Here is a 10,192-nt window from a genome sequence, read left to right as displayed (position 1 = left end):
GGGCGTCAGGCCTTCGCCGGGTCCAGGCAGGAGCGCCGTCTCACATCAGTCCTCACGGGACAAGCACCGCAAGCGCTCCCTGCCGGGATCCACCGTGCGAAGGGAAGGTAGCGCCATCAGCGCCGCGTGCTTCGTCCTCACCGGCTACAACAACACCCGCATCTACGACGTCGCGAAGCTGCGCGACCTGTGCCGCCAGGAGTACCGGGCGCGGCTCGTCCTGGTCACCGACCAGCCGAGGCCGCAGGACGCCGCCGCCGCCGACGTCGTGATCGCCGCCCCGCTGGGCCAGCTCGGCCAGCTCGCCCTGGACGACGCACCGGAGGCGGCTGCCGTGGCCGGGCAGGTCGCCGCGGAACTGGGCCGCCACGACCTGCGGCCGATCGGCGTGCTGCCGTTCTCCGACCGCGGCGTCGTGCTGGGGGCCCACCTGGCGGCGCGGTTCGGGCTGCCCGGCGCCGAGCCGGCCCGGGCGGCGATCGGCCTCGACAAACACCGGTTTCGCGCGGTCGAGGCCGCGTCCGCCGACCATCCGACCGGCTACACGCCGCTGCGCAGCCTGGTCGTCCACTCGTTCGCCGAGTTCGAGGCCGCCGTCGCGCGCTTCGGCGGCACGGCATTCGTCAAACCGACCAGCGAGGGCAACAGCCGCGGCTGCCAGCTCGTGCCCGACCTCGCCGCCTGCCCGGCGCTGTGGACAGCCCTGGAGCCCTACCACGACCGCGGCGTGATGGTGGAGACGCTGGTCACCGGCGCCCGCGAGTACAGCTGGGACTTCGTCGGCGGCGCACGCTGGCTGACGGAGAAGCGCACCACCCCGGGCCGGTTCCGCGCCGAGTTCCAGCAGATCGTGCCGGCGCCGCTGGACGAGGTGCAGACCGCCCTGCTCGACCAGGCCGGCGCCCACGTCCGGGCGCTGGTGTCCCCGGCCAACGGGGCGTTCCACACCGAGCTGTTCCTGCTGGAACAGGGGGTCGCGGCGGTCGAGACCAACATGCGCCCCGGCGGCATGCGCATCTGGGATCTGGCCAGGCTCGCCTTCCCCGGCTTCGACCCCTGGCGGGAATGGCTGCGCTGGTCGACCGGCGCCGCGATGCGGCCCAGCCGGCCGGAGGCCCGGGCGGTGAGCGGCATCCGGATGCTGCGGGCGCCGCGGGACGGCGTCGTCGTCTCGACCCCTGACGTCGCGGCCGTGGCGGACGAGCTCGGCATCCCGCTGCATGACGCGGAGCTCTGCACATCGCCCGGGCAGCAGGTGCGTGCCGAGGTCGCGGACAACGCCGGCTTCGTCGGGCAGATCATCCTGGTCGCCGACGACGCCGTGACGCTGCTGGACCGCCTCGACCAGCTCAGCGTGGCCATCGAGGAACGGATCGACGTCGATGTCCGCGTCCGCTGACCGGGGCCGGGGCCGGGGCCGGGGCCTGGGCAGCTGGCGGCTGCGGGTGTTCCTCGGCGCCCGCGTCCTGTCAACACTGGGTGACCAGGTGCTCCAGTTCGCCGTGCCTCTGATCATCTACACCGTGACGGGCAGCGTCTCGCTGGCGGGCCTCGCGTTCCTGATCGAATGGCTGCCGCGGCTGAGTTCCCTCCCGTTGGCCGGAGTGCTGTCCGACCGGTTCGGTGGACGCCGGGTCTACGCCACCAGCGACAGCGTCCGGGCGGCGGCGTGCCTGCTCACCGTGCTGGCGCTGGCCAGGTGGCCGGGCCACACCTTCGGGTTGACCGCGGCGCTCATGGCGCTGTGCGCGTTCTGCTACGCCCAGACGTTCATCGCGCTCGAATCGACCATCCCACAGCTGGTGCCGAAGGAGGACCTGGCCAAGGCACAGGGCGTGCTGCAGATCATCAACAGCGGATCGGGAATCTTCGGACCGGCCCTGGGCGGTCTGATGCTGTTCTGGGTCTCCCCGACACAGCTGCTGTGGGTGAGCGGAGTCGCGTTCGCGGTGGGCGCGTGCGGTGTTTCCGCGATCCGTGGCCTCGGCGCCCGGCCCGGGGTTACCGGGGATACCGCGGAGGTCTCGGCCGACGTGCGGCGCAGTGTGGTCGGCGACCTTCGGGTCGGCATCCGCAGCCTTGCCGGGACGCCGATCCTGCTGTCCCTGGTCGGGCTGACGATGGTCGCCAACCTGATGGTGGGTCTCGCCCTGGCCACCGGCGCACCCCTGACCATCGGGCACTTCCACCAGCGCGACACGGTCTTCGCGACATTGCAGATCACGGTCGGGGTGTTCTCGATCGTCACCCTGCTGTCGATGACGTGGTTGCTGCGCCGCGTCTCCATCTACCGGGTCGGCGTGCTGTCGTTCCTGGTCAGCGCCGCCGGTGCGGCCATCATCGGGGTCGCGCCGCTGTTCCCGCTGTATGTGCTCGGCTATGGCCTGTGCATTGGCATGACCGGACTGTTCAACGTCTTCATCCGCGTCGAACGACTGCACTGGATCGCCGCGGCCGAACGGGGCCGCGTCATCAGCCTGATCGTGCTGCTGAACCAGAGCACCCTGCCCCTGGCCGGCGGGCTGGTCGCGTTGGCCGGTGGAAGGCTGCCCGTGCAGCTGCTGTTCCTCGCCGTCGCGGTGCTGGCCTGGCCCGCCTATGCGCTACTGCTGCGCCCGTTGCGCACACAGGCCATGACAGCCCGCCCGGCCGACCCCGCCGACCCCGCCGTGCCGGTGGCGGTGGGCGAGGTAGGCCGCTGTGTCCTGGACGCCCAGGCGGCTCCAGTGCGACGAGTTGCTGCACCCCGGCGCCGCTGACATGGTTCCCGAAACCCTGCCACCAGGTCAGGTGCCGCGACGCGGCCAGGTGCGGCGTCTGGTCGATCAGGACGGTTCGAGGGGATTGGGGGCGGACGCGACGAACGTCGCCACGCCGCCGATGAGTTCCACCCGGTGGGTGGCGAAAGCCGCGCCGAGTGCTCGGTCCAGCGCTTCCGCGTGGTCGTCGACGTTGTGAAAGACGCCTTTCCGGTTGTAGAAGGCGAGCAGTGTCCGTGCCGGCCTGGACAGCTTTGCCGCGGTCGCCAGGATGGTCGAGCCGAACAGCACCGCCTGGGGCGACATGGCCGGCCGGATCGACGTCAGCAGCTGGCCTGTCTTGGTTTCAAGGTCACCGGGCATGCAGTGCAGCAGGTAGTTCACACCGACCGAGTCGAACGGTGCACCCGGTAGCTCACCTACCGGTTCGAGTGCGTTGTGGACCGCGGTTCGCGGGGCGAAACGTCTGATCCTGGTCGAGGCCGTACGCAGGGCATTCTGGTTGAGGTCCACCAGCGTCACCGCTGGGTTCGGGGTGGGCCACCGTGCCTTGTCGAGGTAGTACCCGGTGCCGACTCCGATGTCGAGGTGCCGGGCGCTGGCGTGGCCGTCGTACAGCCGGCGCAGCCGCTCGGTCGGGCACCGCCACAGGAAGCGATTGGAGATTCCGAGTACGCCGATGTCGTAGGCGGCCAGTACCCACCGGTTGTAGGCGGCCTGACCGGCGAGCACGTCGGCGGAAAGGTCCCCGGCTCCAGACCCGTGACTGCCGGTAGTTGATGTCATGCGGAAAGTCTCGCCTACGCGGTCGCGATGCGCGAGCAGTGCCGGATCGTCGAAGGACGGGTCGCATCCAGGACGGGCAGCGGGGTCAGAACGTCGCCGTGGCGGGCGTGACCGTGGTGAGGATGGTGGTCAGGGCAGCGGCGGTGGCTGGGTCGGCGGGCAGGTAGGCGACGAGGCGGTGGTCGTCGGTGCCGGGCAGGAGCAGGGTCTCGAAGGCCAGCCGAAGGTCGCCGGCGGTCGGGTGGGCCCACCGCTCGACGCCGGTCCAGGCGGGCAGGGCGGCGGCGGTCGCGAAGCGGCGGCCGAACTCGCCGCCCGCGGTGATGCACAGCTCGTCGGCGAGCGCCGCCGCCGCACCGTCGCCGAGGTCGGCCGCCGCCCGCAGCGCCGCGGCCCGCTCGTCCGCCACCCGCGCCCAGTCCGGGAAGGTCGCCCGCGCCCGCGGGTCGGTGAACACGTAGCGCGCGAGGTTGGCGGGGACGTCGTCGACGAGGCCGACCGGAGCGGCGAGGCGGGTGAACCCGGTGGTGTGGGCGAGCACGTCGTCGTGCGCGGTGACGACCAGCGCGGGGGCGGGCTCGAGCCGCTCGAGCAGTGCCCGCAGGGTGGGGCGCAGCGGCGGCCGGGCCGGGGCGGCGGACATCGCGCAGACCTCGCCGCCGACCACCTTCACCAGGCGGTGGAGGTGCACGCGTTCGTCCGGGGATAGCCGGAGCGCGTCGGCGAGCGCGCCGAGTACCGGCCCGGACGGATGGCGGTCGCGGCCCCGTTCCAGCCGCGTCAGGTACTCGACGCTGATGCCCGCGAGGATGGCCAGCTCGGCGCGGCGCAGGCCGGGGGTGCGCCGGCGCGCGCCGGCCGGCAGCCCGACGTCGGTGGGCGCGATCGACTCCCGTCGGGCCCGGAGGAACCCGCCCAACACGTTGTCGACCATGCCCCGAGCCTAGGCAGCCCAGAGGGGCCCTGCCACGGTCTCCCTACGCCGGGCGCACCGCTGCAGGCTGAGGCACATGGGCAGCAGCACCGTGCGCACACCGACAGACGGCACGACGATGCGGTACCGGCTCTTCGGCCAGACCGGCCTGCGGGTGTCAGAGCTTTTCCTGGGCACGATGACCGTGCCCGACGCGACCGAGTGCCGCCGTGTCGTCGAGGCCTACGCCGACGCGGGCGGCAACGTCTTCGACACCGCCTCGGCGTACGGCGAGAGCGAGAGCATGCTCGGCTCGGTCATCGACCAGCGTGACCGCTTCCTCATCGCGACGAAGTACACACTGTCGCGGGACGCGGGCGACCCCAACGCCTCGGGCAACCACCGCAAGAACCTGGTGCTCTCGCTGGAACAGAGCCTGCGCCGGCTGCGCACCGACTACATCGACATCTACTGGGTGCACCTCTGGGACCGGCACACCCCGATCGAGGAGACCATGCGCGCGCTGGACGACGTCGTCCGCGCGGGGAAGGTCCTCTACGTCGGCATCTCCGATGCTCCGGCCTGGATCGTCGCCAGGGCGAACACCCTGGCGCAGTGGCGCGACTGGTCACCGTTCGCCGGTGTGCAGGTGCCCTACAACCTGCTGACCCGCGACATCGAGCGTGAGCTGCTGCCCATGGCGGAGTCGCTCGGGCTGACCGTGGCCGCCTGGTCGCCGCTCGCCGCCGGCGTGCTCTCCGGTGTCGTCGACGCACCCGACGGCCCCCGGGGCTCGGCGCGGGTCGACCTGCGGGCGCTCACCGCGCGCGACCGGGCCGCGGCCGCGGCCGTCCGCGCGGTCGCCGAGGAACTGGGCGCCACCCCCGCCCAGGTGGCGCTCGCCTGGACCCGCAGCAGGTCCGCGGCGGTGCATCCGATCATGGGTATCAACAACACCGCGCAGCTCGCCGAGAACCTGGGCGCGCTCGACCTCACCCTGCCGGCGGACGCGATCCGGCGGCTGGAGTCCGCGGTCGAGTTCCAGCTCGGCTTCCCCCGCGACTTCATCGCGGAGTGCGAGCCCAGCTCGTTCGTCTTCGGCGACACCGCGACGAAGGTGGACGGGCGGTAGCCACCGGCGCCGGGCCGGGGCCGGTCAACGCATGCTGACACCCTGAGCGCAGCCGACCTGCTCGGACACATCCTCTGCGAGCTCGGCGATCACCCGGCCGCGCAGGTTCTCCTGCGGGACACGCTGACGCGCCGGCAGCAGGCCTTCGGACCTGACCATGCGGACACCCTGGCCACAGCCCATTCTCTCGGCTGGGGGCCCACATCGACCTCGGTGATCACGCGGGCGCCCGGGCTCTGCCGGGGGATACCCTCACGCGGCGACGGCGAGTCCTCGGCGAAGATCACCCCGCCACGCTCGACCCGTCGACCGCCAGCGGCGGACCCTCGGCGACGACCATGCCGACACACTGACGATCGCTCAGGCGCTCGGCTGGATCCTGCGCGAGCTCGGTGACCGCCGGGCCGCGGTGATGGTCCTCCAGGTCACCTACACCCGCAGGGCACGAGTCCTCGGCGCCAAGCACCCCGCAACGGTGGAGACGGCCCAGCTGCTCACACCACCCTCGCGCGACAGGCAGACACCGGCAGAGCCGGAACTCGAATGTCGCCAGAAGGTGACGAAGTGATCGCCCGGCACCACCGGATCGATGGCCCACGCGCTGCTCGCGCTCGCGGCCAGCCTCACCGCCCGGGAACAGCCCGGGATCGACGAGGCAGCGGCCGTGGCTGGCAAGATCGTCGGCATGCTGGACACCCGGCGCACCGCCTCGGTCTCCGACCGCACCGCCTCCTCGGCACCCACGCCCATTCCGCACGCGGGGCTGTCCAGACCCACCGTCGGCATCGGCTGGCGAGACGGTTGGAGGTAGATCGTTACCGTGGACCGGTGAGAATGCTGTCCGCCGATGACCCGCTGCCCGGCCGTCCTCGACGTGTGCTCGTCGCCGGGACGTCGGGCTCCGGCAAGACGACGCTGGCCCGTCGGATGGCAGCGGTCCTCGACATCCCGCACATCGAGCTCGACGCGCTGCACCACGGCCCGGCCTGGACGCCGCGGGAGACCTTCCTGGCGGACGTCGACACGTTCAGCGCCGGACCCCGGTGGGTGACCGAGTGGCAGTACAGCCTCGTGCGAGGCCTGCTCGCGGAGCGCGCCGAGCTGCTGGTCTGGCTGGCCCTGCCGCGCCGGACGGTCATGCGGCAGGTGGTGCGTCGGACACTGCTCCGGCGGCTGCGCGGCGAGGTGCTGTGGAACGGCAACGTCGAGCCTCCACTGCGCACGATCCTCACCGACCGGGAGCACGTCGTGCGCTGGGCCTGGTCAACCCACCACAAGAGCACCCTGCGGGTGGCAGCCCTGCGTGAGCGGCGGCCCGGACTCCCGATCGTCCGTCTGGACAGCCACGCCGCCGTCGAACGCTGGTGCAGAGGCCCACTGAGAGCCGCCGGCCGGACATGATCCTCAAAGCCGTATCCGCAGACGATCGACGCCAGTCGTGCCCACCTCCCCTGCCGCGATGGGTGGGGCGCTGCCTTCAGCCGACATTGGCCTTGGGGGTGGTGCTGGTGGGTGCCTGTTCGGTCGTTGCGGGTGCCGGAAACGGCGGTGAGGCGGGTGCGTGCGCGCTGGTGGGGAAGGGCGGGGCGGTGGCGGGTTTCGCCCGTCCGCCGGAGACAGCGAGTTCGGCGGTGCGCAACAGGTCTGTTCGTGCTGTGGTCTGGGGGATGCCGTACAGGTCGAGGGAGACGACCTGGCCGAGCAGGCCGGGTCGGGGGCAGTCCTCGACACGGGTGACGAGGAGTGTGCGGGTGGCGCCGGTCGGGTCGGCGGACCAGGCGGCCTGCCATTCGGCGGCGCCGTAGACGGAGTGGGTGCAGGCGTGGGAGAGCACGGCGATCGTGCGTGCCGCGCGGGTGACGCCTTCGTTCATGCCGGTGACCCAGTTCGAGCCGGGGACGAGGTCCCAGGCCTGGATCAGGACCCGGTAGCTGGCTTCTTCCAGGGTCCAGGCGATCCATTCGGCCCATGCCCGGTCGGGCTGGGCGTAGGAGACGAAGAAGTCCCACATGTCACCGCTGCTGGTGGCGCTGCTGTGCGAGTTGCCCCCGTTGCTCACCCGGACAGTGTGCCACCGTGACAGGTCGGGTCAGACTGTGCTCGTACGGCGCTGGGCCGGGGCCCGGAGAGGGTGGCCGGTGCGGGGCTACGAGGCTCCGAGTGGTGTGCATCCCGGATGCTGCTCTGATGGCCTCTCCACACGATCTTCTACCGCCGGTGAAAGTAAGAAAGTTTTCAGGTGTCTGCGCGCTGTGCGCCGCACCGACGCCGGTTCTGGGCTGATGCTTCAGGTCGCGGGGTCTATGGGGTTTTGGCGGGGTGCGCCGGCGGAAGGTGATCCTTTCCTCGCGCCACAGCACTTCCCGGCGTACGTCCGGCGGATCTTGAGGTGCGAAGCTGCAGGTCAGGGTGGATGTTTTGTGTACCCAACCAGCACTGATGCGAACCTGAACCTGCAGGTCAACGGCCCGACCGTGTCCATCGAACCCGCCCACGCGAAGCTCCGCCGAGCCGGCAGGATCGATCCGGACCTCGCATGCGGCTGAGCTCTTCCACTCGCCACGCTCGGTATGAGCCGTGTGCATACCGGCTAATGTCGAAAATGCGCTTGCCGAATAGCTGGTAAATCAATGTGCCCGACCAGGGGATTGAGGTCGTCGGGTCAGGGATGCTGTGAGGATGCGTCTGGTTGTCGCCGGGTGGTTGGCACGGGAATTGGTTCGCTACCAGGCGGCGGAGCTGATTTACCCCGAAAGTGGGGCGAGTGTGGCTGATCTGCCCGACAGTTATCGGAATCTGCGTCGTCGTGTTTTGTGGGGCGGGGCAGCCGGTGTTCCTGGCGGCGGCTGCGGTGGTCATGAGCTGGGGGACGCATCGGCGCGCCGGCCTCAGGCTGGCGGTGTCGTCCCCCGGGGCGGAGGTCGGGGCGACCGTGGTGATGTGCGGGTTGGGGAGGGGTCGGTGTGCTGGCCGCCTGCCGGGTCGTGTGGGTGCTCGACGAGCCCGAACGGCGGGGTTTCGCCTACGGGGGCCTTGCCCGATCATCCTGAAGTCGGTGAGGAGGCCTTCGTCGTCGAGCGTGACGCCGACGATGCGGTCTGGCTGGGCATCACAGCCTTCAGTCGGCCGAACGGATTCCTGCCGGGACTCGCCGGACCCGTAGGCCGACGGGCACAGACCATGTTGACCACGCGGTACGCCCGAGTGGTGCGGGATGCGGTGGGTCATCGGGAAGTCTGAGTCGAACGGGCCGATCGCCCGGGCCCGCGCGTCCGACCACCCGACTTCGCAAGGTCAGCGCGGTCGGTGGCCGCGGCCGTGGCGCCCGTCGAGGGTTCTGCCTTCGGTCCGCAGCCGCTGTTCGACGAGGTGCAGGAAGAGCTGAACCTGATGTGTCCTGGCGGGTTCGGGGCATGGAGGCTGAATGATTCGCTGGCGCAGGTCGTCGTCCCACACGGCGGCGGCCAGGCGGGCGGTGTGGCGTAGGAGCCGGGGTTGCGGGTCCGTCAGCTGTCTGCCCACGACGCTGGGTCACGTCCACGGTGGTGGTGTACGGAGAGTGCTGCCGCGTGATCCTGGTTGAAGGTTACGCGGTGAGAGCTTCGGGTGCCACGCTGATCTCAGGTGTGTCTGATGGACTGTTCATTGCGTCGACTTTCGCGAGGATTTCCAGGCCGAAGTAGCGGTGAGTTTCGATCCACTCGTCGTGTTGTTCAGCCAGGACGGCACCGACGAGACGTATGATGGCGTCCCGGTCGGGGAAGATACCGACGACGTCGGTGCGGCGGCGGATTTCCTTGTTCAGGCGCTCCTGCGGGTTCGACGACCAGATCTGCTTCCAGATCTGCCGCGGGTAGGCAGTGAACGCGAGCAGGTCGGCCTTCGCGTGGGAGAGATGGTCGGCGGCTTTGGGAAGCTTCTCGGTGAGAGCTTCGACAACCCGGTCGAACTGCACACCGACCGCGGTCGCGTCGGCCGAGCCGGAGAACCGTCTGGTCGTGCGCCAGCTGGAGGCCGACTGGGAAGCCGCGCTCGCCGAACGAGAACGCCTCGGCGAGGAATACGACCGGTTCGCCACGACCCGCCCGCGCACCCTGACCGCCGTCGAACGCGACCAGATCCGCGCGCTCGCCGCTGACGTCCCCGCCATCTGGCACGCACCCAGCACCACCGACGCCGACCGCAAACAGCTGATCCGGCAGCTGATCGAGCAGGTCCGCGTCGCCGTGATCGACACCACCGAACAGGTTCAGGCGGAGATCGTCTGGGCGGGCGGGCACCACACCCACTCACAGATCGTCCGCCCGGTCGCCTGCCTGGCCCAGCTCAGCTACTACCCCCAACTCGCCGCCCGCGCCCGCGAGCTGGTCGAGACGGGGCACACGACCAGGCAGATCGCCGAACGCCTCAACGCCGAGGGCCTTCGCCCACCCAAACGCAGCGCGACCTTCACTCCCAACGCGGTCAACGACCTGCTAAGAGCGTGTCTCATGTCGGGTGCGGGAGTTTCTTCCAGCAGGTGATCGCGGCGGCGAGGCAGAGGAACCCGAGGAAGTTGCGGCCGTTGCGTTCGTAACGCAGAGTCAGACGACGGTAGCCACC

Annotated in this window: 14 protein-coding genes and 3 pseudogenes; 13 read left to right on the top strand and 4 right to left on the bottom strand. The window is 70.5% G+C overall.

Going from position 1 to position 10,192, the window contains the following annotated elements; translation table 11 throughout:
* Nucleotides 1-94: 94 nt before the first annotated feature.
* A complete protein-coding gene (locus tag AB1460_RS33715) occupies nt 95-1,399 on the top strand; it encodes a biotin carboxylase (RefSeq protein WP_368966326.1) in 1,305 nt (434 codons plus the stop codon).
* Complete coding sequence (locus AB1460_RS33710; RefSeq protein WP_368966325.1) at nt 1,383-2,759, top strand: MFS transporter; 1,377 nt, start codon at nt 1,383-1,385, stop codon at nt 2,757-2,759. Before AB1460_RS33715 ends, AB1460_RS33710 begins: the two co-directional genes overlap by 17 nt.
* Nucleotides 2,760-2,825: 66 nt before the next feature.
* Here the strand turns inward: AB1460_RS33710 and AB1460_RS33705 are convergent, their stop codons facing one another.
* On the bottom strand, nt 2,826-3,545 hold the full coding sequence (locus tag AB1460_RS33705) for a class I SAM-dependent methyltransferase (RefSeq protein WP_368966323.1): 720 nt from the start codon (nt 3,543-3,545) through the stop codon (nt 2,826-2,828).
* A gap of 85 nt (nt 3,546-3,630) precedes the next feature.
* On the bottom strand, nt 3,631-4,479 hold the full coding sequence (locus tag AB1460_RS33700; RefSeq protein ID WP_368966321.1) for a helix-turn-helix domain-containing protein: 849 nt from the start codon (nt 4,477-4,479) through the stop codon (nt 3,631-3,633).
* A gap of 118 nt (nt 4,480-4,597) precedes the next feature.
* Between AB1460_RS33700 and AB1460_RS33695 the strand changes: the two genes are divergently transcribed.
* From AB1460_RS33695 to AB1460_RS33670, 6 genes and pseudogenes are all read left to right on the top strand, one after another.
* The gene (locus tag AB1460_RS33695) at nt 4,598-5,590 is read left to right on the top strand and encodes an aldo/keto reductase (RefSeq protein ID WP_368966332.1); all 993 of its coding nucleotides are present in this window, start codon (nt 4,598-4,600) and stop codon (nt 5,588-5,590) included.
* Nucleotides 5,591-5,632: 42 nt separating this feature from the next.
* Nucleotides 5,633-5,725, top strand: a pseudogene (locus AB1460_RS33690) (hypothetical protein); the annotation flags it as partial.
* Between the two features lie 56 nt (nt 5,726-5,781).
* Nucleotides 5,782-5,943 (top strand): tetratricopeptide repeat protein, encoded by a 162-nt coding sequence (locus AB1460_RS33685; RefSeq protein WP_368966330.1) that lies wholly within the window; start codon nt 5,782-5,784, stop codon nt 5,941-5,943.
* Nucleotides 5,940-6,158, top strand: a complete 219-nt coding sequence (locus AB1460_RS33680; protein ID WP_368966329.1) for a hypothetical protein — start codon at nt 5,940-5,942, stop codon at nt 6,156-6,158. Before AB1460_RS33685 ends, AB1460_RS33680 begins: the two co-directional genes overlap by 4 nt.
* 21 nt (nt 6,159-6,179) lie before the next feature.
* On the top strand, nt 6,180-6,401 hold the full coding sequence (locus AB1460_RS33675) for a hypothetical protein (RefSeq protein WP_368966319.1): 222 nt from the start codon (nt 6,180-6,182) through the stop codon (nt 6,399-6,401).
* A gap of 23 nt (nt 6,402-6,424) precedes the next feature.
* Complete coding sequence (locus AB1460_RS33670) at nt 6,425-6,991, top strand: AAA family ATPase (RefSeq protein WP_368966317.1); 567 nt, start codon at nt 6,425-6,427, stop codon at nt 6,989-6,991.
* Between the two features lie 76 nt (nt 6,992-7,067).
* On the opposite strand, the gene AB1460_RS33665 is transcribed toward AB1460_RS33670, so the two are convergent.
* Complete coding sequence (locus AB1460_RS33665; RefSeq protein ID WP_368966315.1) at nt 7,068-7,649, bottom strand: toll/interleukin-1 receptor domain-containing protein; 582 nt, start codon at nt 7,647-7,649, stop codon at nt 7,068-7,070.
* A gap of 798 nt (nt 7,650-8,447) precedes the next feature.
* On the opposite strand from AB1460_RS33665, the pseudogene AB1460_RS33660 reads away from it, so the two are divergent.
* From AB1460_RS33660 to AB1460_RS33650, 4 genes and pseudogenes are all read left to right on the top strand, one after another.
* Nucleotides 8,448-8,528: pseudogene (locus AB1460_RS33660) on the top strand (DUF1990 domain-containing protein); the annotation flags it as partial.
* A gap of 25 nt (nt 8,529-8,553) precedes the next feature.
* Nucleotides 8,554-8,640, top strand: coding sequence for a DUF1990 family protein (locus AB1460_RS38465; protein ID WP_420497439.1), 87 nt, complete (start codon nt 8,554-8,556; stop codon nt 8,638-8,640).
* On the top strand, nt 8,624-8,830 hold the full coding sequence (locus AB1460_RS33655; RefSeq protein ID WP_420497438.1) for a DUF1990 family protein: 207 nt from the start codon (nt 8,624-8,626) through the stop codon (nt 8,828-8,830). Before AB1460_RS38465 ends, AB1460_RS33655 begins: the two co-directional genes overlap by 17 nt.
* A gap of 66 nt (nt 8,831-8,896) precedes the next feature.
* Nucleotides 8,897-9,076 (top strand): hypothetical protein, encoded by a 180-nt coding sequence (locus AB1460_RS33650; RefSeq protein WP_368966313.1) that lies wholly within the window; start codon nt 8,897-8,899, stop codon nt 9,074-9,076.
* A gap of 100 nt (nt 9,077-9,176) precedes the next feature.
* Here the strand turns inward: AB1460_RS33650 and AB1460_RS33645 are convergent.
* Nucleotides 9,177-9,563 (bottom strand): annotated as a pseudogene (locus AB1460_RS33645) (transposase); the annotation flags it as partial.
* Here AB1460_RS33645 and AB1460_RS33640 point away from each other — a divergent pair.
* Complete coding sequence (locus AB1460_RS33640; RefSeq protein WP_368966311.1) at nt 9,451-10,113, top strand: recombinase family protein; 663 nt, start codon at nt 9,451-9,453, stop codon at nt 10,111-10,113. The pseudogene AB1460_RS33645 and the gene AB1460_RS33640 overlap by 113 nt on opposite strands.
* The last annotated feature ends 79 nt before the right edge of the window (nt 10,114-10,192 follow it).

Origin of the sequence: Parafrankia sp. FMc2, assembly GCF_041008525.1 — a bacterium.
Classification (GTDB): Bacteria; Actinomycetota; Actinomycetes; order Frankiales; family Frankiaceae; genus Parafrankia.
This window is presented reverse-complemented; position numbering and strand designations above follow the sequence as displayed.